Annotated in this window: 20 protein-coding genes and 1 pseudogene; 19 read left to right on the top strand and 2 right to left on the bottom strand. The window is 35.5% G+C overall.

The window, feature by feature from the left end; genetic code table 11:
• From EHE19_RS17805 to wecB, 6 genes and pseudogenes are all read left to right on the top strand, one after another.
• Positions 1-492: a low molecular weight protein arginine phosphatase gene (locus EHE19_RS17805; protein ID WP_137697442.1), complete on the top strand. Its 492-nt coding sequence runs from the start codon at positions 1-3 to the stop codon at positions 490-492.
• Positions 493-661: 169 nt separating this feature from the next.
• Positions 662-1,117 carry a ribose 5-phosphate isomerase B gene (gene rpiB, locus EHE19_RS17800; RefSeq protein WP_342343351.1) on the top strand — a complete coding sequence of 152 codons (456 nt, stop codon included), beginning with the start codon at positions 662-664 and terminating at the stop codon, positions 1,115-1,117.
• A 10-nt stretch (positions 1,118-1,127) separates the two neighbouring features.
• A complete protein-coding gene (upp, locus tag EHE19_RS17795) occupies positions 1,128-1,757 on the top strand; it encodes a uracil phosphoribosyltransferase (RefSeq protein ID WP_137697440.1) in 630 nt (209 codons plus the stop codon).
• Between the two features lie 341 nt (positions 1,758-2,098).
• Positions 2,099-2,539 carry a deoxycytidylate deaminase gene (locus EHE19_RS17790; RefSeq protein ID WP_137697439.1) on the top strand — a complete coding sequence of 147 codons (441 nt, stop codon included), beginning with the start codon at positions 2,099-2,101 and terminating at the stop codon, positions 2,537-2,539.
• A gap of 293 nt (positions 2,540-2,832) precedes the next feature.
• Positions 2,833-3,561 (top strand): annotated as a pseudogene (locus EHE19_RS20080) (glycosyltransferase family 4 protein); the annotation flags it as partial.
• Between the two features lie 405 nt (positions 3,562-3,966).
• Positions 3,967-5,118 (top strand): non-hydrolyzing UDP-N-acetylglucosamine 2-epimerase, encoded by a 1,152-nt coding sequence (gene wecB / locus EHE19_RS19885; RefSeq protein ID WP_280513978.1) that lies wholly within the window; start codon positions 3,967-3,969, stop codon positions 5,116-5,118.
• A gap of 133 nt (positions 5,119-5,251) precedes the next feature.
• Here wecB and EHE19_RS17780 read toward each other — a convergent pair whose 3' ends face one another.
• Together EHE19_RS17780 and EHE19_RS17775 are read right to left on the bottom strand one after the other, a co-directional pair.
• Positions 5,252-6,037, bottom strand: coding sequence for an OmpA/MotB family protein (locus EHE19_RS17780; RefSeq protein ID WP_137697437.1), 786 nt, complete (start codon positions 6,035-6,037; stop codon positions 5,252-5,254).
• Positions 6,038-6,039: 2 nt separating this feature from the next.
• Positions 6,040-6,852, bottom strand: a complete 813-nt coding sequence (locus tag EHE19_RS17775; protein WP_137697436.1) for a motility protein A — start codon at positions 6,850-6,852, stop codon at positions 6,040-6,042.
• 609 nt (positions 6,853-7,461) lie between these two features.
• Here EHE19_RS17775 and EHE19_RS19880 point away from each other — a divergent pair.
• From EHE19_RS19880 to EHE19_RS17710, 13 genes are all read left to right on the top strand, one after another.
• Entirely contained in the window at positions 7,462-7,602 is a 141-nt protein-coding gene (locus EHE19_RS19880) for a hypothetical protein (protein WP_244648279.1), read from the top strand.
• The gene (locus tag EHE19_RS17765; protein ID WP_137697435.1) at positions 7,602-8,312 is read left to right on the top strand and encodes a F0F1 ATP synthase subunit A; all 711 of its coding nucleotides are present in this window, start codon (positions 7,602-7,604) and stop codon (positions 8,310-8,312) included. The genes EHE19_RS19880 and EHE19_RS17765 overlap by 1 nt, the downstream gene beginning before the upstream one ends.
• Positions 8,313-8,324: 12 nt before the next feature.
• Entirely contained in the window at positions 8,325-8,558 is a 234-nt protein-coding gene (gene atpE, locus EHE19_RS17760) for an ATP synthase F0 subunit C (protein WP_137697434.1), read from the top strand.
• A 218-nt stretch (positions 8,559-8,776) separates the two neighbouring features.
• Positions 8,777-9,262, top strand: coding sequence for a F0F1 ATP synthase subunit B (gene atpF / locus EHE19_RS17755; RefSeq protein ID WP_137697433.1), 486 nt, complete (start codon positions 8,777-8,779; stop codon positions 9,260-9,262).
• Positions 9,262-9,789 (top strand): F0F1 ATP synthase subunit delta, encoded by a 528-nt coding sequence (locus EHE19_RS17750; protein ID WP_137697432.1) that lies wholly within the window; start codon positions 9,262-9,264, stop codon positions 9,787-9,789. The genes atpF and EHE19_RS17750 overlap by 1 nt, the downstream gene beginning before the upstream one ends.
• A 31-nt stretch (positions 9,790-9,820) precedes the next feature.
• A complete protein-coding gene (gene atpA, locus EHE19_RS17745) occupies positions 9,821-11,329 on the top strand; it encodes a F0F1 ATP synthase subunit alpha (RefSeq protein ID WP_171003556.1) in 1,509 nt (502 codons plus the stop codon).
• 170 nt (positions 11,330-11,499) lie between these two features.
• Positions 11,500-12,384, top strand: coding sequence for an ATP synthase F1 subunit gamma (atpG, locus tag EHE19_RS17740; RefSeq protein ID WP_137697430.1), 885 nt, complete (start codon positions 11,500-11,502; stop codon positions 12,382-12,384).
• A 121-nt stretch (positions 12,385-12,505) separates the two neighbouring features.
• Positions 12,506-13,903: a F0F1 ATP synthase subunit beta gene (gene atpD, locus EHE19_RS17735; protein ID WP_137697429.1), complete on the top strand. Its 1,398-nt coding sequence runs from the start codon at positions 12,506-12,508 to the stop codon at positions 13,901-13,903.
• An 85-nt stretch (positions 13,904-13,988) separates the two neighbouring features.
• Positions 13,989-14,390: a F0F1 ATP synthase subunit epsilon gene (locus EHE19_RS17730; RefSeq protein ID WP_137697428.1), complete on the top strand. Its 402-nt coding sequence runs from the start codon at positions 13,989-13,991 to the stop codon at positions 14,388-14,390.
• 500 nt (positions 14,391-14,890) lie between these two features.
• The gene (locus EHE19_RS17725; protein WP_137697427.1) at positions 14,891-17,065 is read left to right on the top strand and encodes a family 43 glycosylhydrolase; all 2,175 of its coding nucleotides are present in this window, start codon (positions 14,891-14,893) and stop codon (positions 17,063-17,065) included.
• 245 nt (positions 17,066-17,310) lie between these two features.
• Complete coding sequence (locus tag EHE19_RS17720) at positions 17,311-18,948, top strand: endo-1,4-beta-xylanase (protein ID WP_137697426.1); 1,638 nt, start codon at positions 17,311-17,313, stop codon at positions 18,946-18,948.
• 164 nt (positions 18,949-19,112) lie between these two features.
• Entirely contained in the window at positions 19,113-21,107 is a 1,995-nt protein-coding gene (locus EHE19_RS17715) for a carbohydrate-binding protein (protein ID WP_137697425.1), read from the top strand.
• Between the two features lie 272 nt (positions 21,108-21,379).
• Positions 21,380-24,742: a carbohydrate-binding protein gene (locus tag EHE19_RS17710; RefSeq protein WP_137697424.1), complete on the top strand. Its 3,363-nt coding sequence runs from the start codon at positions 21,380-21,382 to the stop codon at positions 24,740-24,742.
• The last annotated feature ends 501 nt before the right edge of the window (positions 24,743-25,243 follow it).

The following is a 25,243-nucleotide window of genomic DNA, read 5'->3' as shown; positions in this document are numbered from 1 at the left end:
ATGAATAACGATAAAAAAGATATAAATGTTATATTTGTATGTACTGGCAATACATGTAGAAGTTGTATGGCTGAGGGGATTTTTAGGGCTGTAGCAAGTGAAGAAGAAGGGAAAGTAAATTTTAAAGCTATATCAAGGGGAATATATGCTTTTGATGGAGATTCTGCTTCAGAGCATTCGATAAATGCCCTTAAGAATTTGTGGGATATTGATATTTCCCTTCATAAGGCAAAAATGCTAAGTCCTCAGGATGTTTTACAGGGTGACCTTTTGTTAACAATGACAAGAGCACATAGAGACATTATAAAGACAAAATTTCCAGATATGAGCAGTAAAATATTTACTTTGAAGGAATACGTATATCCAAATATTGAAAAAGACAGTTATTCCATTGACATAAGTGACCCTTATGGATTGCAGTATTCAATATATGAGAACTGTGCAAAAGAAATATATGAATGTGTAAAAGCGGTGATAAAAAAATTAGCTTAAAAATTTTATGTGTTATATTTTTTTGACATGTGATAGTTTATACTATAAAATAAATAAAGATGTATGAATCAGAATTTGAGGACGTAATTTGCTGGTTTTGCCTTAAATTGATTATGCAAAAATGTGCAGTTATGGTTTGAAGACAGTATATTTAATTATTTTTGGAGGAATTATGATTGCAATAGGTAGTGACCACGCAGGGTATTTATTAAAAGCAGACATAATAAAGTTTCTAGAAGAAAAAGGACTTCAGGTTAAGGACTTTGGTACAAATTCCTGTAATTCTGTTGACTATCCGGACTTTGGACAAGCAGTAGCTGAGGCAGTGAGCAGTAAAGAATGTGAAAAGGGTATTTTAATATGTGGTACAGGAATAGGTATATCCATTTCTGCTAACAAGGTTCCGGGAATAAGAGCTGCTCTGTGTACAGACAGCTATATGGCAAGAATGAGCAGACAGCATAATGATGCAAACATATTGGCAATAGGTGAAAGGGTTGTAGGCCCAGGGGTTGCTTTTGATATCATTGAAACCTTTCTGAACACTGAGTTTTTAGGTGGAAGGCACGGAAATAGGGTAAATAAGATTTCAAATATTGAAAAAAAATATAATATTTCAAAGTGAGGAATTTAAAATGGAAAACGTATTTATATTTGATCACCCATTGATTCAGCACAAAATATCACTATTAAGGGATAAAAACACTGATACAAAGGAATTTAGGGAACTTGTTTCTGAAATAGCAATGCTTATGGGCTATGAAGTTACAAGAAACATGCCATTAAAAGAAGTTGAAATTGAGACTCCTGTAGGAATTGCAAAAACAAAAGTAATATCCGGCAAGAAGCTTGGCATTGTACCCATATTGAGAGCTGGTTTAGGAATGGTTGATGGTATGCTGAATTTGTTGCCTATGGCAAAGGTAGGGCATATAGGTCTATATAGAGATCCTGAAACACTACAACCTGTTGAATACTATTGCAAACTTCCTGTAGATGTTGAGGAGAGAGAGATAGTTGTTCTTGACCCTATGCTTGCTACAGGTGGATCAGCATCAGCTGCTATTCAGTTTATTAAAAACAGAGGCGTAAAAAACATTAAATTAATGTGCCTAATAGCAGCAAAATCTGGTATTGAAAGAATACGCGCAGATCATCCTGATGTATCTATATATTGTGCAGCAGTAGATGAGAAGTTAAATGATCATGCATACATTATTCCAGGACTTGGTGATGCGGGCGACAGATTATTTGGAACCAAATAAAAACTCAAAATAAAATGTTCCTACAAATAGCTGAGTTTTTAGTTGAGTTTATGTGACCACAAGTGATTTTGTGGTTATAAGGTATATTGGAATGCAGCTGTCAAATGGAGTATAACCTTTTAGAGCAGCTTTTGAAGATTTGAGAAATTTTATTAGAATTTTGATGATAACATTAAAGATTTTTATAACAAAATTTACAAGTGCCTTTTGATAGCGTGATTATATGGTGCGATTTATAATCAAGCTATCAAAAATGTAGATTGGGTTTATGCCGTTAAACTAATTAGCTTTGATAGGCGATTTGTTGATAAAAAACAACTGAATTAAGTGTAGGGGGATTTATGAGGCCATCTTGGGATGAGTATTTTATGCAGATTGTTGAACTGATAAAGACTAGATCTACTTGCCTTAGAAGACAAGTGGGAGCTGTTATTGTTAAGGACAAGAGAATTCTTGCAACAGGGTATAATGGTGCCCCTGTAGGATGCAAACATTGCTCGGAAATAGGCTGCTTAAGGGAAAAACTAAACGTACCATCAGGACAGAGACATGAACTTTGCAGAGCTATACATGCTGAGCAAAATGCAATTGTACAGGCTGCATATAGCGGAACAAGTGTAAATGGTGCTACTCTTTATGTAACTAATCAGCCATGTGTACTTTGTGCTAAACTGGCTATTAATGCAGGCATAACTAGAATAGTATTTAGCGGAGAATACCCTGACGAGTTGTCAATGACGCTACTAAACGAAGCTGGGATAGAAGTAGTTAATTATAAATAGCCACTGGTAGTTGCGTAAGACTTCAAAAAGTCTTATTTAGGCGTAGTGATTTTTATGACAAAAATACTTGAAAATCTGATATGTGCGCTATTATAGCCAATGCAGTCTCATTTATTATTTTGCTAAGGTTAGGTACTTGACTAGTGTGGCTGAAAACCATTTGATAATTATACTTTTATTTTAAAACTTAATTATCCAGAGGGAGTATGCTACCTCCCTCTATTTTGATGTTTAGACAATTTGTAGTATATATGAATTATAATGTTTCAAGAACAAGAGGGTGTATAAATTAAATGACCAGTGTATATGAGTATTTTATTTCTTTTATTCTTGCATTCATTGTCGCATTCTCGGCAACGCCTATAGCTAAAAGTCTCGCTTTTAAAGTAGGAGCTGTAGATATTCCAAAGGATAACCGAAGAATGCACAAGCAGCCCATTGCCAGATTAGGTGGTTTGGCAATAATTACTGGATTTTTTATTTCATTGCTTTTCTGTATTATAAGTTCAAATCTTTTTCATATGGGTACCTCAATTAATTTTGACCAAAGATTTGTTGGGATGGTAATTGGAAGTATAATAATTATTGTTATGGGTGTTATTGATGATATAAAGGCACTTAGTGCGAAGCTGAAATTCCCAATACAGATTATTGCGGCAGTAATAGTAGCAGTAACTGGTACGAGAATTGAATTTATCACAAACCCTTTTTCAATTGTAGGACGTTCTGAATTACAGCCATGGAGTTCATTTCTTATAACTATAATATGGATAGTAGGTATTACAAATGCAATAAACTTCATTGATGGGTTAGATGGATTGGCAGCAGGAGTGTCTTCGATAGCATTGATGTCCCTTTTCTTTGTGTCTGTTATAAGAACCGATTCTGATATAAGTACTGCAGTATTAGCTGCTATGTTGGCTGGAGCTACATTAGGCTTTTTGCCATATAATTTTAATCCCGCAAAAATATTTATGGGTGATACAGGTGCTACATTTCTGGGATTTATACTTGGAACAATTTCGATACAGGGAACATACAAGCAATATACAGCAATAGCTGTAGCGGTTCCTTTACTTGTCCTTGCATTACCTTTGTTTGATACGGCTTTTGCCATATTGCGAAGAATTGCCAGCGGTAAGTCACCTATGGCTGCTGATAGAGGTCATTTGCACCATCGACTTATTGATGTAGGACTTACACAGAAGCAGTCGGTTGCGGTTATATATGTGGCCAGTGCGGCATTGGGACTATGTGCGGTTGTACTTGATTATAAGGGACCAATTAGTGCAATAATATTAGTAGTAGCAGTTGCAGTATTTGTAATATGCGGTTCTATGTATATGACAGAGATGAATGCTAATAAAAACAAAGAGTGCCATAGCTTGCATAATCCTTGCAGAATGGCTTTAATTGGAGGTAGAAAGTTGGAGAGGCTTAAGGTAATGACAATATTCGGAACCAGACCGGATGCGGTAAAAATGGCTCCACTCGTAAAAGAACTTGAAAAGTGCGAAATTATTGATTCCATTGTTTGCGTTACAGGTCAGCATAGGGAAATGCTTGATCAGGTACTTAATATATTTGAAATTACACCGAAACATGACTTAAACATAATGCAGAGCAGACAAACATTGACAGGAATCACTACAAGAGCACTAGAAGGATTAGATGAAGTATTAGAGAAGGAGAAGCCGGATATAGTGCTTGTTCATGGAGACACAACAACTTGCTTTGTTAGTAGTCTTGCAGCTTTTTACAAGCAAATTGCAATTGGACATGTAGAAGCTGGTTTAAGAACATTTGATAAATATTCGCCTTATCCTGAGGAGATGAATAGAAAGCTTACTGGTTCAATGGCAGATATTCATTTTGCACCTACTGAAACAAATAAAGCAAATCTGATAAGAGAAGGAATTGACGAGAATGCTATATATGTAACAGGTAATACTGTAAATGATGCATTAAAGACAACAGTGAAGGATAACTATATATTTGATTGCGAAGACCTTAGAGGTATTGATTTCAATAATAAGAGAGTTATAGCTGTCACTGCTCATAGAAGAGAAAATTTAGGTGAACCATTACGTAATATATGCCGTGCATTGGCTACATTAGTTAACAATTATGAGGATGTAGAAATAGTTTATGCAGTACATCTAAATCCAGTTGTTCAGGAAACAGCGCGAGAAATTTTAGGTGATAAAGAAAGGGTTCATTTGATACCGCCATTAGACGTACAGGATATGCACAATTTAATGGCAAGGTCATATATGATAATGACTGATTCTGGAGGAATTCAGGAAGAGGCTCCTACCCTTGGTAAACCTGTGCTTGTGCTTAGAAAAGAAACTGAAAGACCTGAGGCAGTTAAGGCTGGAACAGTAAGGCTTGCAGGAACTGTGGAGCACGAAATTGTTGAACATGCTTCAAAGCTGTTAGATGATAAGGAAGACTATGAAAGAATGGCAAAGTCGGTAAATCCATACGGTGATGGACATGCTTCTGAAAGAATAGTACATGCATTATTGTTCCATTTTGGAATAACTGATGTGAAACCAGAGGAATTTAGTGTATAAGTTTAGTGTATAAATGAAAGTTGAGTAAAATAAATTCAGCCTTGTATCCATACTATTTTATAATAGTGTTAGATACAAGGCTGATATATTTTGGTTTATTTTAATTAGGATTAATTGCTATCTTACAAAGTTTTTATTTATCAGTTTCGTTTACAGTTATGTTGGCGTCTGAACCAGCTTCTCCTGAACTGAAGGAGTCTCTTAAAATAACTATATCAACTCTTCTGTTCTTTGCTCTGTTTGCATCAGAATCATTTGGCGCTATAGGCATAGTATCAGCATATGCAACAGGCGATACAAGATTAGGCTTAAGACCTACTTCATTTACCAACAATTTTAGGACATTTATTGCTCTACTACTTGATAACTCCCAGTTAGAAGGGAATTTTGCACTGCTAATAGGTACATCATCCGTATGCCCTTCAATACGGATATGCTTATCTGGCATTTTACTTAAGATTGTTTTACCTATAGCAAGTATTTTTTCTTTGGCTTCTTTTTCAAGTTCTGCGCTACCAGATTTAAAAGCAAAGGTTGCGTCAATAGACATTTTTATACCTCTCTCTGTCATTTGAACGCTAACATCGCCTTCCATTCCTCCGGTTCTGATTATACCAGATATTGCATCTTCTGCAGCTTCATACTGACTATCTTCCATAGTTGAAGGTATTACAGGTGATGGCATTGTCGCAGGAAAGTTGATAAGAGAGTTTCCTGATGCACCACCAGCTATTGTAGATGGTGGTGAACCATTGCCAAAAGCTGCACCAAGAGATTGGGAAAGCTGTTGAAACTTCTGAGTATCTACCTGACTATAAGCAAAGAGTATAATAAAAAGTATTAGTAATAGATTCATCAAGTCGGCGTATGTTAAAAGATAACGTTCAGAGTTATCTTTTATTACTTTATTTTTTGCCATGTCTATGCTTCAACTCCTTCTTCAGCTGTAGCTTCGCCCTTCTTCTTTCCTCCATGTAATTTTTCCATTAGATTTAAGTTTAGTTTTTCTTTAATAATTCTTGGATTTTCACCAGCTTGTATTGATAAAAGACCTTCTATAATTATTTCATTAATCATAGTCTCACGTTCAGCTTTTACTTTTATTTTATTACCAAATGGTAGCCATAAAAGGTTAGCAGTTGAAATACCGTAAAATGTTGCAACGAAAGCAGCTGCTATTTTTGGACCAAGACCTAATGGGTCACTAAGATCTCTCAGAATGTTTAACATACCCATAACTGTACCGCAAACACCCATTGCAGGCCATGTACCACCCATTGATTCACAAATCTTTGCCGCTGACTCATAAATTTCTTCTTGAAGAGAGGTTTCTCTGGCTAGGATGTCTTTGATAACTTCTGTTTCGATACCATCAACAACTAATGCCAGTCCTTTTCGTATTAAATCATTGTTATTAGTTTGTGCATCCTGTTCTAAGCTAAGCAAACCATCTTTTCTGGCTTTTTCAGAAAGGTCTGCTAGTTCATTTATTATATCTATTTCGTTGTATTCTTTTTGAGTAAATATCATACTAATTGTTGAAATTAACTTTTTCCACTCTGACAAAGGAAAGGCCAAAAGAGTTGCACCAAAGCCTCCACCGAATACAATGAAAAAAGCTGCTGGGTTCCATAAGTTTTTGAGCATAGAAAAGTCAAAATGAGCTTCTTCCAAATAGCCTAATATAACTCCTCCAAAGCCGACAATCAAACCAATAATACTTGTAATATCCATAAGTAACCACTCCTGAAAGTATAATTTCTTTTGTACAAAAAAATAATAATAGCGATACAAAAAGCTTCATAAGCATTAAATAGCATTAAATATTTTATCGACAAATGCTGTTTTGGTTTAGCAATATTCGCAATTTATCAAAAAGATTAATGTCGAATATTAGAATTTGCTTTCGCTAAAAATAATAATAAATATTGCTTTAGTAAATTCTGTGTGCTATCATTAAAAATAATTTAATGGTATCCACTTTATGCCAGCTTAACATGCATATAAAATGACCTAAATAGATATCGTAATATTAAACTGAAAACTTAACTACTTTTTGAGAAGAAAAGAGCAATAAATTTGACTATGAGTAATATTTTGAAGTTTTTTATTAAAAGAGTGTGCATTTTGTACATCTTAATAATTATAGTATTTTTTTTTAGTAAATATCAAAAAATACCTATGATAATTGCTTTGACATTAGGCTCATTTTTTTCACTATTAAGATTTTGGTTACTTGAGTCGATGATAAAATATCTGAGTAAAAATTCAAACAAAACATTCGCAATTGTAATAAGCCTTATGTTTTATGTGTTTGGCTTGATTATAATTGGGATAATTGTTGTGTTATCTTTAAATTTTGGTATTTATACATTTATTGCGGCATTGATAGGTTCCCTTTCAATAGTAATTGTAACTATTATTAATGCTATAACTGAGGCGTTAGGCATTACAAAAAATCAATTTGGAGAGAAGGTGATATAGTGGGGGAAAAACTTACTCATGCAATGGAGTCCCATACAGCTTTTGAAATCAAATTATTTGGCTTTACAATTCCTGTTTCAGATCTTGTAGTGACTATGTGGATTATAATGGCAGTCATGATTATACTTGCTATTTTTCTTACTCGAAATCTTTCATTAGTTCCAAATAAGAAACAGAACATTGCAGAGATCATAGTAGAATTTATTAATAATTTGGTAAAGGATGCAATTGGGCCGCACCACTGGAAGGCGTTTGCGCCATATATTGGTACTGTGTTGCTTTTTTTGGTATTAGCAAATACAGTCTCTATATTCAATATAATACCAGGTGGAGAGGAAGGTTTTAAGCTTAGACCTCCCGCTAGAAATATTAACGTTGCTATATGTTTGGCAATAATGTCAATTTGTGTTGTGATTTATGCTGGAATAAGATATAAGGGACCAGGTGGCTGGCTAAAGAGCTTTGTTAAGCCAACACCAGTAATGTTACCTTTTAATATTCTTGACTATGTAATAAAACCAACCTCATTGGCATTACGTTTATTTGGTAATATATTGGGTGCCTTTATAGTAATGGAACTCATTTATATGGCATTGCCAATATTTGCACCTGCAGTAATCAGTTTATATTTCGATTTGTTTGATGGAATTCTTCAAGCATATGTATTTTCATTTTTAACTTCTATATACATTTCAGAGGCATTAGAATAAGGGGGTGAAATCATGACAGGAACAAGTATAATAGCAATAGCAGCTGCTATTGCAGCATTTACAGGTATTGGTGCCGGAGTAGGTATTAGCTTGGCAACAGGTAAAGCTGTTGAGGCAATAGCTAGACAGCCAGAGGCAGCAGGTTCAATTAGAACATCTCTTCTTCTAGGTGCAGCGCTTGCTGAAGCAACAGCTATCTATGGTTTGGTTGTAGCATTGGTATTGGTTTTCTTAAAAATGGGTTAATTAATATTAAAATTAATTCTAATATGTTTTTGAGAAAATTCTGTATGTTTTGTAGTGCTTAGACATATCTGTGAAAGATATATTTATATCTTTCACAGATATGTAGTAGTAACCAGTACGATGATAATAAAGCCTTTAATATCAATTTGGCTTATTATATATATATTGATTAAGGTTAGAGGTAGATAAAATACAGGTAACAAAGGGGTTGTGAGAATATGCTAGAACCAGATGGTTATACATTTATATTTGTTGCTATAAACTTAATTATATTATTTTTGTTTATGAAAAAATTCCTTTTTAAACCTATTACAAACCTTATGGAAGAAAGAAAAAATTCCATAGAACAGGGCTTAAAGGACGCAGAAAACGCAAAAATGGAAGCGGCTGAAGCGCGTAAAAAATACGATGAACAAATTAAGAACATAAAAATAGATGGTGACAAGTTACTAAATGAAATTAAGGCAAAGGCAGCTCGTGAGTATGATGAAATTATTGCCAATGCAAAAAAGGAAGCGCTTACAATAGTTCAAAAGGGTCATGAAGAGGTTGAACGCGAAAGAGAAGAAATGCTGAAACAGACAAAGCAGCAGATTGCAGTTCTTGCAATTGCAGCAGCGTCAAAGTTAGTTCAGTCAAATATGGATAGTGATACAAATAAGTCAATGGTGGATAAATTTATAGATGAGGCAGGTGCTATTTAATGCCACTTGTTGAAAAAAGATATGCTCAGGCAATAATGGAATTATCACATAGTGATATTGAGGTTATTCGGCAGGAACTTGAAGAATTTGTTGCGATTTATAAATCAGACAAGGATTTTAGCAGCTTTCTGATTAATCCAACCATTAAAGCCGATAAGAAGCAAACTGTTATTAAAAATGTTTTTACTGATAAGCTTAGTAAAAATACCATAAATTTTATTTTACTACTTATTTCTAAAAAACGTATAAAGAACATACCAGAAATTTATGAGCAGCTTTTACGCTTGATAAATGAAAAAAGTAATGTTTTGGATATGAAGATTATTACAGCAGAGCCTTTAGATGAACAACAACTATTTAGAATTAAGGAAAAGTTTAGAAACAAATACAATGCAGTAGCCGTTAAGTCAGAAGAAATAGTAGATGCTTCAATTATTGGTGGTGTTAAGGTGATAATTGGAGATAAAGTTTATGATGGAAGTATAAAAGGCAGAATAGAATCATTAACTGAGTTGGTTAGTATATAATAACCAGCAGACAGAGTATGGGGTGAGAAACATGAGTCTTAGACCAGATGAAATTAGTTCAATTATTAAACAGCAGATAGAGAATTATGATGCTGTAATTAAAACTGATGATGTAGGATATGTTCTTCAGGCAGGAGATGGAATAGCAACTATTTATGGGCTTCAATCATGTATGTCTGGAGAACTTTTGCAGTTTGAAAATAATGTGTACGGTATGGCTCAAAATCTTGATGAGGATAGCGTAGGCTGCGTTATTTTAGGTGATGACAGACAGATTAGAGAAGGAACAACTGTAAAGAGAACAGGTAAGACAGTTCAAATACCAGTTGGAAATGAAATGATCGGAAGAGTTGTTAATCCATTGGGTAAGCCAATAGATGGCAAGGGTGAAATTATCACTGATTCTTATCGTCCTGTAGAATTTCTTGCACCGGGTGTTGTTGACAGAAAAAGTGTAAATACACCTTTGCAGACAGGTATAATGGCAATTGATGCACTTATTCCTATAGGAAGAGGACAAAGAGAACTAATAATAGGAGACAGGCAAACAGGTAAAACTGCAATAGCAGTAGATACTATAATTAATCAAAAAGGAAAAGACGTTATTTGTATCTATGTAGCTATCGGTCAAAAAGCATCTACTATTACAGGTATAGTAGATAAGCTAGAAAAGTATGGAGCTATGGAATACTCAATTGTCGTGTCTTCAACAGCCAGTGATATGGCTTCAATACAGTATCTTGCTCCTTATGCAGGCTGTGCTATTGCAGAGGAATTCATGTACAAATATCACAAAGATGTATTAATTATTTATGATGATTTATCAAAGCATGCAGTTGCTTATAGAGCTATGTCCTTGCTTCTCAAGAGACCTCCTGGACGTGAAGCATATCCGGGTGACGTTTTCTATTTGCACTCTAGACTACTAGAGAGAGCAGCAAAAATTAGTGACGAGTTAGGTGGAGGTTCAATTACTGCACTACCAATAATTGAGACCTTAGCAGGAGACGTTTCTGCATATATTCCTACAAATGTAATATCAATTACTGATGGTCAGATTTATTTGGAAACTGAGTTGTTTTTCGCAGGACAAAGACCAGCTGTTAATGTTGGACTATCCGTTTCAAGAGTTGGAGGTTCAGCGCAGATAAAGGCTATGAAGAAGATTGCTGGTCCACTTAGAATTAATTTGGCACAATACAGAGAATTAGAAGCCTTTGCACAGTTCGGTTCTGATTTGGATAAACAGACAAGAGACAAGCTGTCTCAAGGTGCAAGACTGTTTGAAACTTTGAAGCAGCCTCAGTATTCACCATTACCTGTAGAAGAACAGGTAGTAATTCTCTATAGTGCAACAAATAAATATCTGATGGATTTACCAGTTAATAAGGTTAGTAAGTTTAATAAAGAGTTAGTTGAATATGTTAAAGATAAATACCCTAAAATACTTACTGACATAGCAAAGACAGGAAATATTGACGATGAAAATGTTAAATTATTAAAAACAGCTGTAGAGGAATTTAAAGGGCAATTTGTATAAGTTTTTTATTAAGAACTGATAAGACCAGCTTCTCTACGATAGTATACGATAGTAAACGTACTATGTATAGAGTTATTGACTTTTCAGTATAAAGTATTTAATTAACAAACTAGAAGTATTTTGATATAAATTAATGTCGTTACTGTGCGACGGAAAAGGCGGGTTATCGTATGGCAAATAATATGCGTGAGATTAAATCGCATATAAAAAGTATAAACCAGATGCGACAAATTACAAAAGCCATGAAGCTGATATCAACGTCAAAGCTTAAAAAGGCAAGAGCGCAGCTAGAACTTACCCTTCCTTACTTTAATAAGGTTAAAGAAACTATCGCAGACATTCTAGAGCATAGCGGAGATGTTGAAAGTAAGTATTTTGCCTTGAAAGAGAAAAAAGAAGGTAATAAGAAGGCATATATTATCTTGACAGGTGATAAGGGTCTTGCAGGCGGCTATAATAGTAATATTATTAAGCTTGCAGAAAAAACTATTGGTAAAGACAAAGATAATGCAGTCCTTTTAGTTGCTGGTATTTCAGGCAGAGCTTATTTTGTTAGAAAGAATTATAATGTCCATACAGAGTTTGATTATGCAGTGCAAAATCCTACGGTATATAGAGCTAGAGAAATAACAGATATTATACTCGATATGTATAATAAACAAGAAGTGGATGAGGTTGATATAATATATACTGAGATGGTATCAGCTATTACGCTTCAACCTAAGATGTTAAAATTATTACCTATTGAAATAGGGGCCTTACGTGAGGATATTAAGGACATTGAAATCAAAATAGATGAAAAGGCGAAGTATGAACCTTCACCATCTGCAGTTTTAGATGTTTTGATTCCTAAATATATTAAAGGAATTATGTATGGTGTTTTTGTTCAGGCATTTACAAGTGAACAAAATGCCCGTATGACTGCAATGGATAATGCAACAAAAAATGCAGATGAAATGCTTCAAAAGTTAAATTTAAATTATAATAGGGCAAGACAGGCTGCAATTACTCAGGAAATATCTGAAATTGTAGGCGGCGCATCGGCGCTAAAATAGGTACAGTTTGTATAGTTATTTTAAGCCATATGTTTTGTTTATATATTTAAGCTTATGTAGAAAAAGGTTTTTCACTTTGCTATTTTAATTGCGTGCTGTGTCACGTAGATGGGAGGTAAATATGGCAGGAAGTACTGGAAAAATTGTGACAGTTATAGGACCTGTTCTAGACATTAGATTTGAAGATGGAGAATTACCAAATATATATAATGCTATTAAAATACCTATGAATCAAGAAACTATAACTGCAGAAGTAATGCAGCATCTTGGAAATAATACTGTTAGATGTGTTGCTATGTCTTCTACTGATGGTTTGGTAAGAGGAATGGATGCTTTTGATACTGGAGATGCAATAAAAGTTCCAGTTGGTAAAGAAGTTTTAGGTAGAGTTTTTAATGTATTAGGTGAGCCAGTTGATAAAGGAGCACCTGTTGAGACGGCTGAATATCTTCCAATACATAGGCCTGCGCCTTCGTTTGAAGAACAGAAGCCTTCAACAGAAATTCTTGAAACTGGAATAAAGGTTGTTGACTTACTTGCTCCATATGCAAAAGGTGGAAAGATTGGATTGTTTGGTGGAGCTGGGGTTGGTAAAACCGTATTAATAATGGAATTAATCAGAAATGTAGCCAATGAACACGGAGGATATTCTGTATTTACAGGTGTTGGTGAAAGAACCAGAGAAGGTAATGACTTATGGAATGAAATGACTGAGTCAGGCGTTATTTCAAAAACTGCCATGGTATTTGGTCAGATGAATGAGCCGCCTGGAGCAAGAATGAGAGTTGGACTAACAGGGCTTACTATGGCAGAATACTTTAGAGATACAATGGGGCAGGACGTGCTTTTATTCATAGATAATATTTTTAGATTTATTCAGGCTGGTTCAGAGGTTTCTGCGCTATTAGGAAGAATTCCTTCTGCTGTTGGATATCAGCCTACACTTGCTACAGATGTTGGAGCACTTCAAGAGAGAATAGCGTCAACCAAAAAGGGCTCTATTACATCAGTACAGGCAGTCTATGTACCTGCTGATGACTTGACAGACCCAGCACCAGCTACTACCTTTGCACATTTGGATGCCACTACTGTTTTGAGCAGAGATATAGTTGCTATGGGTATTTATCCTGCAGTTGACCCACTAGAATCAACATCAAGATTACTTGACCCTAAAGTTATAGGAGATGAGCATTATAATGTTGCAAGAAGAGTTCAAGAGGTCTTGCAGAGAAATAAAGAACTTCAAGATATTATCGCTATTTTAGGTATGGATGAGTTGCCAGAGGAAGATAAATTAATTGTATTTAGAGCTAGAAAAATACAAAGATATTTATCTCAGCCATTCTTTGTAGCAGAACAATTTACAGGATATAAAGGAAAATATGTACCGCTTAAGGAAACAATACGTGGCTTTAAGGAAATATTAGATGGCAAAATGGATGATATTCCTGAATCAGCCTTCTATATGAAGGGTACTATTGAAGAGGTGTATGAAGCAGCAAAAGAGATAGCGGAGTAAGTGTTTTGTATTAGGCGATAACTTCGTTTAATAAAAGACTCCATTGTTTTGAAGCCACTTTACAGCTCATGGAGGTAATAAAGATATGCCCACATTTTTTTTAGAAGTATTAACACCTGAAAGAAAGTTTTACTCTGCTGAAGCAGAGGAAGTAATATTTAGAACTGTTGATGGAGAGATGGGAGTTCTTGCAAAACATGCGCCTACAGTTGTAGCGGTAGATATAGGACCTATCAAAATCAAAGCAGATGGCAAATGGATAGTAGCTCTTGTTACAGAGGGCTTTGCTGAAATTATGCCTGATAGGGTAGTTATATTAACTGATACTGCTGAGTATCCAGAAGAAATAGATTTGAATAGGGCAAAGGCAGCTAAAGCACGTGCCGAGGAGAAGTTGCAGAAGCACCTTAGCCAAATGGAGTATGCACGATCAAAGGCAGCGCTAGCAAGAGCTATGGCTCGGTTAAAAATTACAAATCAAAAATAATAAGACCAATAGTTATTAAAGAGACTTTTGCTAATTAACTCAATTAATATATTAATGTACTTAAAGATGTACAATATATAATGTTTGGGTTTATTTGCAAGGGTCTTTTTGTATGTCTGCATATCAAACTTTAGGCTTTGAGAGGTCTATCATAGTATTTCTTATAATTTCGTAATGTTAAGTGGTATTAATTATAGTTTTCCCCTCCTTTCTAATTCAATCTTGATGAGGAATTCAAATTTTATATGTAGCAAAAAACAGAAAAATAAAAAAATATATAAAAAAATAAGTAAATAAAGGATTAGCAAGTAAAAATATGTAAATGGATATAAAAATGGACTTCTTTTATAATAATAAATATAGAGTAGGGGTATCTGCACTTGGTCATGCGCTTTTTTTTATAAAAAAGATCAAATGTTGACCTTATTCTGGGCAATGCTGGTATTAAAGGTTATAAGTATTAACCAGATTACTCAAACAAATAATTGGGGGGAATTATTATGGAAGGTAATTCAAGAAGACGTGCTAGTCTTAAAAAAGCATTTGTGTTCCTATTAGTAATGTGTATTATGCTATCGCAAATGTCCTTTGCGTTTGCATATCAACCTGACAAGGGTGACGGTACTTTTACAAATCCAGTAATGTATGCGGATTATCCTGACCCAAGTATGATAAGGGTTGGCAATTATTTTTATTTAGCAACTTCAACATTTGTTAATTCACCTGGTCTTGTTATTTGTAGATCAGAAGATATGGTTAACTGGGAAATTGTTGGGCATTGTATAGATAGGTTGTCTGACCAATATAACATGGACAATGGCAACACTAAATATGCTTCTGGATGTTTTGCTCCATCAATAGCTTATAAAGACGGTACATTTTATGTAGTTGTTAATATGAATGATGGAACAGGAGCTCGTATTTATTATTCAAAGGATGTAAGCGGTACATGGAAATATTATAATTTAGGCGCTAGCTATTTCGATCCATGTATATTTATAGATACTGACGGAACACCATATCTTGCATATGGCGGAGCTTGGGAGAATCAGATCAGAATGATACAGCTGAAACCTGATTTAAGCGGTACTGTTGGATCGTCAAGAACTATTCTTTCATATAATAATGTTGAAGGCTCGCATTTAGTTAAAGTAGACGGAACATATTATTTATTTAATGCTGTTCCAGCAAGAAGTTTAGTATGCTCCCGTTCCAAAAACTTATGGGGACCTTATGGAGAAACTACTACTTTGTGTACAGCAGGAAAAGGTGGACACCAAGGTGGTATAGTTGATTTACCTGATGGTACTTATTGGGGATATCTTCATCAGGATGACGGTGCAGTTGGCCGTATGACAAGAATTTGCCCAATTACCTGGAAAAATGGCTGGCCTATGTTTGGCAGAGAAGGATATTTAGGACAAGTTGAAAACACCTATAGAAAGCCTATTCAAAATAAAGAAATCAAAGTGCCTCAAGCATCTGATGAGTTCAATGGAGGTTCATTAGGAATTCAATGGATGTGGAACCACAATCCTGATAACACAAAATGGTCATTGACTGGCTCAAGTCTTAGATTAGAAGCTACAACTGCATCTGATTTCTGGAAGGCAAGAAATAGCTTAACTCAAAAAGGACAAGGACCAATAAGTACTGGTACTATCAAGATAGATTGCAGTAATATGAAACCTAGTGATATTGGGGGATTAGGTATGCTGGGTGACCCAAGAGGATATATTGCTGTAACAGGAAGTCCAAGGAAAATAATAATGACTGAGGAAGAAGTAATTAAAGGTACAGTTACAAATATAACATCAGATATTTTGTATTTTAGAATTCAAATGGACTTTAATACTAAAAAAGCTACATTCTACTGGAAGGATGATACTAGAAATTGGCAGCAGCTTGGAACCGCTATAACAATGGGATTTGATTGGCAATATGGTACTTTCCAAGGAGAGCAATATGCTATTATGAATTTCAGTCCTACTGCAAGCACTGGATATATGGATGTTGACTGGTTCAGATTAAATGATGAGCCAGGCCCTAATGCTCCAGAGCCAGATCCTATATCAGCTTTTTCAAAGATTGAAGCAGAAAACTTTTATACACAGTATGGAACTCAGACTGAAGATAATCCTGATGATGATGGACGTAATATTGGTTACATAGAAAACGGTGATTACCTCGTGTTTAAAAATGTTGATTTTGGAAATGGAGCAACAGGTTTCCAAGCTAGAGCAGGAAGTGCAAGCGAAGGTGGAAATATAGAACTTCGTTTGGACAGTCTCAACGGAACACTAATAGGCACTTGTCCTGTTCCAGGTACTGGAGGATGGAAGACTTGGACTGAAGTGAGCTGCAGTGTCAGCAAAGTAACTGGAAAACATGATTTATATGTGAAGTTTACAGGAAATAGCGGATATTTAATGAATTTAGATTGGTTTAAGTTTACTGCAGACAACATTCCTACAGGCAAATTAGGTGATTTAAATGATGATGGATCAATAGATTCATTAGATTTAGTGCTGATTAAAAAGCATCTTCTGGGGGATACAATTGAAAATACTAGCTTGGCTGATTTAGATGCCAGCGGAACAGTTGACGCAATTGATTTTGCTTTGATGAAGCAGTATTTGCTAGGAATTATAACTACTTTTCCTGGTGAAAAATAGAAAGTAAATATATTGAAACAGAAAAATAAAAAGTATATGGTTATTTTGACTTAAAATATTAAAACTATCCGCATATATTTAGTAGATATAAGAGAATATTTCTGTATCATAAAATATTCTCTGTAAATTCTAAGAAAGCATCTGTGATTAGAAAATAACCAAAGTACTAAGTATTATTTAAATTTGATATTTAATAATAGGTCAACAAAAAAACAAAATAAAAATTTGAAATTGGAGGTACGATAATGTTTAATAAGAAAAGAGGAATAAGAATAGTAAGTGCTGTATTAGTTGCTTTTAGCCTTTTGAGTACTATCAGTATTCCTGCTGATGCTGCTATGGCAACTGGCAAAGCTAAATATGTAGGTAATATATGGTACAGCGGTACTGAACCTTCTAAATTCGGAGAATACTGGAATCAGTTAACTCCTGAAAATGCCAGCAAGTGGGAACAATGTGAACCACAGCAGGGTCAATACAACTTTGGCCAAGCTAAAGCAATGTATAACTATTGTAAAGCAAATAAAATTCCTTTCAAATTCCATACTATGATTTGGGGTTCACAGTATCCTAGGTGGTTAGGAAACCTTTCAGACTCAGCTAAAAAAACAGCAATTGAGAACTGGTATAAAGCAGTTGCACAGAACTTCCCAGAAATAGATGAAATGGATGTTGTAAATGAAGCAATGAAAGGACATGCACCTTTCCCATATAAGAATGCTATCGGTGGTGACAATGGTCTTTATGGAACTGGTTACGACTGGATAGTATGGTCATTTGAACAAGCTCGTAAATACTTCCCAAATACAAAACTTTTCATTAATGATTATAACGTTTTGTGTCCAGACGGATGGAGTTGTATTAACGAATACATTACAGTAATAAATATATTAAAGCAAAGAAACTTAATTGATGGTATTGGATGTCAGTCTCACGGTCTTGAAACTCAGAATGTTGCTGATGTAAAGAGAAAATTGGATAGACTTGCAGCTACAGGAATACCAATATACATTTCTGAATTAGATTTAAATATTGCTGATGACAATCAACAGTTAAATAAAATGAAAGAACTTTTCCCTGTTATGTATGAACACCCAGGTGTTAAAGGTATTACATATTGGGGTTATTTACAGGGACATACTTGGATTGCAAACTCTCACTTAATACGCAGCAATGGAACTGAAAGACCAGCTCTTACTTGGTTAAAAGAGTATATTAAAAATGCAAATGTTGGTGACGTAGAACCAGAAGTAATAAACCCAAGAAGCGCATTTGAAAAGATCGAAGCAGAAAGTTATAACAGTCAATATGGAGTTGAGATTGAAGATAATCCTAATGACAGTGGTAAGAATCTCGGATATATCCAAAATGGAGATTACGTTGTTTATAAAAAGATTGATTTTGGCAGCGGTGCTACTAGTTTCCAAGCAAGAGCAGGTAGTGCGTCAGCTGGTGGAAATATAGAAATTCGTCTAGATAGCACAACAGGAAAATTAATAGGAACTTGTGTTGTTGAAGGTACTGGCGGATGGAAAACTTGGACTGATGTAACATGCAGTGTTAGTGGAGTTTCAGGAGAGCATGATTTATATCTAGTATTTACTGGAACAAGCGATTATTTATTGAATTTGGACTGGTTTAAGTTTAGCAATACTCCTGCACAAGTAGTAAAATACGGTGACCTTGATGGCAGCGGTACTGTAGATGCAATTGACTTCTCATTAATGAAACAGTATTTACTTGGATCAATAACTACATTCCCTGCTGAAAGTGGTTTAAAAGCAGCAGATGTAGATGGAAGCGGCAGCATAGATGCACTTGACTTTGTACAAATCAAAGAATACCTTCTTGGATTAAGAACAAAATTCCAAGCTGAAATGTAATGTAGTTTTTAAAAGGGGTATTATAAAACTATTTTGTAATACCCCTTTTAAAACACAATATGACAATAAAATTTAGTTGACCTATTATTAAGAATTATAAAATCGTTAACTTTTGTAATTAATTTTTTGGGGCTAAAGCGAAAGTTAATAAAATAGGAGGATTTATGAAAAATATATGCAAGATTTTTGGCTTAACCTTAATTTGCTTTATGTTTTTCTCGCTTATATGCTATGCAGATAACCCTATTGTACAGACAAACTATACTGCTGACCCTGCTCCAATGGTTTATGGAGACACTTGTTATTTATACACATCCCATGACGAAGACAAAATAATAAACAACTTTTTTACCATGAATGATTGGAAATGTTATTCATCAAAAGACATGGTTAATTGGACTGATCACGGAACAGTATTGGCTTATACTGATTTCAGCTGGGCAAAAGGTGATGCATGGGCTGGTCAGTGTATTCCTAGAAATGGTAAGTTCTATTTTTATGTTCCATTGACTGCAAAGAGTGGTGGTACAGCAATAGGAGTGGCTGTTTCAGATAGTCCAACAGGACCATTTAAGGATGCTATTGGGAAACCATTAATTGCACCTGGTTATGGTAATATTGACCCAACAGTTTTTATAGATGATGATGGACAAGCTTATCTATATTGGGGAAATCCTGACCTTAAGTATGTAAAGTTAAATGCAGATATGGTTTCTTACTCAGGAAGCATAGTAACAGTACCTTTGACTGTAGCTAGTTTCGGAGCTAGAAGCAAGACAGACAGAGCAACATCATATGAGGAAGGTCCATGGTTTTACAAGCGCGGTAATTTATACTATATGGTATTTGCAGGTGGTCCTATATCTGAGCATATAGCTTATTCTACAAGTACTAGTCCTACAGGCCCTTGGACTTATAGAGGCAAAATTATGCCTACTCAAGGTAGTAGCTTTACTAATCATGCGGGAGTTGTTGATTTTAAAGGAAATTCATATTTCTTTTATCATAACGGCGCTCTACCCGATGGTGGAGGATATCACCGCTCGGTATGTGTTGAGAAATTCGCCTATAATGCAGATGGTACATTCCCAACTATAAACATGACTTCAACTGGTGTACCAGCAGTCTCAAACCTCAATCCATATATTAAAACTGAGGCTGAAACAATTTGCTGGGAGTCAGGTGTAGAGACAGAAAAATGTAGTGAAGGCGGAATGAATGTATGCAATATAGAAAATGGCGACTACATTAAGGTAAAGAGTGTGAATTTCGGTACTACTGGTGCTACATCTTTTGAGGCAAGAGTAGCTTCAGCAACTAGTGGAGGAAACATAGAACTTCGCCTTGACAGTCCAACAGGAAAGCTAGTGGGAACTCTTGCTGTTAAGGGTACTGGAGGCTGGCAGACTTGGACTACCAATACTTGTACAGTAAATGGTGCAACTGGAGTGCATGACTTGTATCTGAAGTTTACAGGTGGAAGCGGATTCTTATTTAATGTTAACTGGTGGAAGTTTGTTACTGTACCAGCAACTCCTGTATCAGCCTTTTCAAAGATTGAAGCTGAGAGTTACAGCGATCAATTTGGAATCCAAAATGTGTCTTGTAACGAAGGTACAGAGGCTGTGGGCTATACCGAAAACGGAGACTATGTTGTTTATAATAATATTGACTTTGAAAACGGTGGTGTAACAAGCTTTACTGCAAGAGTATCAAGTGCAGTTAATGAAGGAAAAATTGAAATCAGACTTGATAGTTTGACTGGTTCATTATTAGGTACTTGTCTAGTAACACCAACTGGAGATTGGCAGACCTTTAAGGATGTATCATGCAATGTAAGTGAGGTTAGTGGAAAGCATGATATTTATTTAAAATTTATTGGTGGAGATGGTTATTTAATAAACCTTAACTGGTTCCAATTCAACAAAGAGGAGAAGCCTTCAGTACTTGTGGGAGATCTCAATGGAGATGAAAGCATTGATGCAACAGACTATGCTTTATTGAAAATGTACCTCCTTGGTGCAATTGATAAATTTCCTGTAGAGGACGGTATTAAGGCAGCTGATTTGAATGTTGACGGTGAAATAGATGCACTAGATTTTGCTACATTTAAGAAGTACTTGCTGGGTGACATTTTGGAATTACCTTACAAGCCCTAAAAGAATGAAGCATAGGTTCCTTCTTTAAAACGAATTGTTCAGTAGTTTCTGCAAATGGTTTAGATGCGTAATCATTTGTTTATAATATCATTCCTACTTTTAATCTTACTAAGTATTTTAATTAATCGATATACCGATTAATAATCAAGCCTAAGGTTATTAGAAAAGGACAAATACTCATTTGACGAGTTTATTATTTGACACCTATAGGGGAATTCATATTGTCTGAGGGAATGAATGTATCTGAAATAATTGAGATAAGGAGGTGGAAAATGATTAAAAGGGTTTTAAGTTGTTTTTTAATTGTTTCTATGGTTGCATTTATTATATCAATAGCGCCGTTAAATACAGTTGAGGCTGCTGATGCTAACATTATCGTGGATGGTAATAATATTAAATCTAGCAATGTCAATGGCTTAACCTTCAAGGGATTTGGAGTTTTGAGCGGAAACAGTTCAAGTGCGTTGTTAATGGATTATAAGGCGGAACACCCTGAGAAGTATGTAGAACTTTTACAGATACTTTTTGGTGGAGAAAATCCAATTATGACCCATGTGAAAATTGAGATGGGTAACGATCGCAACAACTCCACTGGACCTGATCCAGCAACTATGCGTTGGGAAACTGAAGCGGCCAACGTCAAGCGCCATCAAGGCTTCCAGCTAGCTGCTGATGCAAAAAAAGTGAACCCAAATCTAAAAGTTAGTATCCTCCGCTGGAATGCGCCTGGCTGGGTGAACTCTAACGATAAGGTTTACACTTGGTATAAAAATACCGTTCTAGCTGCATACCGCCAATACGGCTATATGGTTGATTACATAAATCCAGGAGTAAACGAACAAGCACCAAATTTGACATGGACTAAACAATTTGCTAATCGAATAAAAACAGATAGCACAGGTTTTAATAGCGCTGAAGAACAAGCTTTGTTTAACAGCATCAAAGTAGTAATTTCTGATGAAGTTTCAGTTGGTTCCTTCGGCGGTGATATGGTAAGTGATGCAACACTTCGGGATGCTGTGTCGGTGGCTGCATACCACTACAATACTGATGACAACAGTGCGGGTGATTTCAAACGTCTTGCAGAGCAATTTGACAAAGAGGTTTGGAACAGTGAAGCACAGGCGACATTTAGCAATACTTCCTTCCGTCCTAACAACAATATGAAGGATCCTTCAGTGGAAGGCACGGGAATAGGTGGAATTAACGGTCCATTGGAAATGGGAAACACCGTTATTAAGGGATTTGTAAATTCCCGCAGGACACATTTCATCTATCAACCTGCAATCGGTTCTTTCTATGAAGGAGGGCAGTATTCCTTTAAAGAACTGATTAGTGCACGTGACCCTTGGTCAGGTTGGATTCATTATGATGGAGGACTTGTTATTCTGAGGCATTTCAGTTGGTTTGCAAAATCAGGCTGGGAGAACAAGAGCAACACTCAAGGAATCTGGAGAGCGGTGCCTCAAGCTAGTTACACTGGTGCTGTAGGTACAAACCCCGTTAATGGACGTAATGGTACACCAAGCTATATGACATTAGCTGCACCAGATAGAAGCAATTTTTCAACCATTTTTATTAACGATAGCGAGTATACGAAAAGCTACACTATAAAGACAGTAAATATGGCATATACAGGTAATCCAGCCTTAGAAGTATGGGAAACCAGAGCGGCCGATAAGGGAAAAGCTTTTAACAGCAATTACATGAAATATCTAGGTGAGTTATCTGCAAATAGCAGTGGAGTTTATACTATAAGTGTGAAACCTTACTCTATTGTAACAGTTACCACTTTGGATAATAATGAGAAAGCTGAGTACAATACACCGTTACCAGTAGAGGGAGAACGCACTGTACTTGATACAGATGAGACTGGTTCAGGACATAATACAGAGGATAATATACTATATGCTGATGATTTTGATTATTCTGACATGACCTATCCTGTGATTGGAGAGGGTGGACAAATTACGGGAACCCAAAGTTATATTGATGCTCGAGGGGGATCAAAAAGTGTAATTCCACGCTATACAAGTGATAGGAACGGAGCATTTGAAGCATATCTTCCAGATGGATCAAATAACTATGTTCTGCGGCAGCAGGTGGATCAATCAATAATGGGGCTTGGAGGCACTTGGAATAATGGCAGTCCTCTTACAGCTATTGGAGATAACAGATGGCTGAACTACAAAGCTAGTGTTGACGTATCATTTGAACATAACAGTACAGAGGGTGGTAATAATTATGCTGCTATTGGTGCTCGTCAGCAAGGAGGCAGTAACTCTCATTACTCAAATGGTACACCTTATATTTTGAAATTCTGGTTCGATGGTGGTTGGTCTTTCCATGTTAATGGTACTTCTGTAGCAAGTGGAAACGTTGTGAGTGGTACAGGTGGAGTGAAAATCAATAATTTTAACACAGCATATAATGCTTGGCATAATATTGCTTTAAAGGTTGTAGAAAATAAAATAACGGCCTACATAGATGGCACTACTATTTACACCTACACTGATTTAAACCCAAAGTTGTCTGGACGTGTAGACATGTTAAGCGGTTATTATTATACTCGTTTTGATAACTTGAAAGTTGAAAAGATTGAGGGATACGCTCCGTACTATGTCGAGATGCTTGACAATCTTGAAATGCACGATCTGTCTGCTAATCCAGTTGCCAAACTCATATACAGCGGTCCATGGAGCCATGAAAACGGAAAATCTATGTACAATTACCAACGTACCCTCTCTACAAGCAAGGGAGCAGGTGCTGTGCTTCAATACACATTTAAAGGTACTGGATTGGATATCCTAGGCCCCAACAATGGATCAGCGAAGCTTGAGGTGACAGTGGATGGAAAGGTTGTTAATACTTCAGCTAGTACGATGGCATCAGCAGAATTATATCAAACGTTTACACTTCGTGGCCTTAATTATGGTGACCATACAGTTTCGATAAAGGTTTTAAGTGGTACTTTGGTCGTAGATGCTGTTGCAGTTGTTTCTAAGTTGGCTGAGCCCGTAAAACGGTCTGCTTTTTCACAGATTGAGGCAGAAAACTATAATGGTCAGCTTGGAATTCAAAATGTAACATGTGACGAAGGAACAGAAGCTGTAGGATACATCGAAAACGGAGATTATGTGGTTTATAGTAATATTGATTTTGAAACTGGTGCTAAAAGTTTCCTAGCAAGAGTATCAAGTGCTACTAATGGAGGAAATATAGAACTCAGGCTCGACAGCATCACAGGTCCTATAGTAGGTACTTGTAAGGTTCCTGCAACTGGGGGGTGGCAGGCTTTTGTTGATGTAATGTGCGATGTTACTGGAGTAAGCGGAAGCCATGACCTGTATCTGAAATTTACAGGAGATAGCGGATACTTACTAAACTTAAACTGGTTCAAGTTCATTAAAAAAGCTACTGCTATTGTCGGAGATCTAAATGGGGATAAGAGTATTGATGCAACAGATTATGCTTTGATGAAAATGTATCTTCTAGGCGCAATCGACGATTTCCCAGTTGAAGATGACATTAAGGCAGCAGATTTGAATTCTGATGGAGTAATTGATGCACTTGATTTTGCTACATTTAAACAATATCTTCTAGGTGTTATTTCGGAGTTACCTCATTCTAAATAAAATATTAATCTATAAACATTTGCAATATATGTGGCATTACTAAGCTAATGATAACAACTAAATATATTTAATTATACATAATTAATTTTGTATATAGATAAAGAGTTTTTATTGAAGTGTAAATGAACTCTGCTTGTTTGAGAATTAACATTGGTATCTCATAAACTTATGTTTGTGAATATATATTAGTCGCAATAAGGAAATTATACTTACCTCATTTATTTCCTTACCAAGTCAATTACGGTTTCTAAGCTTTGACTTTTTGTCAAATTATGCTTTGAAAACTGTTTGGATTTGCATAGCCTCAAAACCAAATTATCGGCCGATAGGCATATCGGTTATCGGCCGATAGTAATTGACTTAGATTATAGGTAGTTACATGAATAATATTAATACTTATTTGCGTTAAAGGTCTTCTAAAATATTAATACAAATGGAAAGAAAATGAGATAAAAACTCTTATAAAATAGGCTATTAAAGTGTTATTAAATTTTATTAAAT

This window comes from Ruminiclostridium herbifermentans (assembly GCF_005473905.2).
Classification (GTDB): domain Bacteria; phylum Bacillota; class Clostridia; order Acetivibrionales; family DSM-1351; genus Ruminiclostridium; species Ruminiclostridium herbifermentans.
This window is presented reverse-complemented; position numbering and strand designations above follow the sequence as displayed.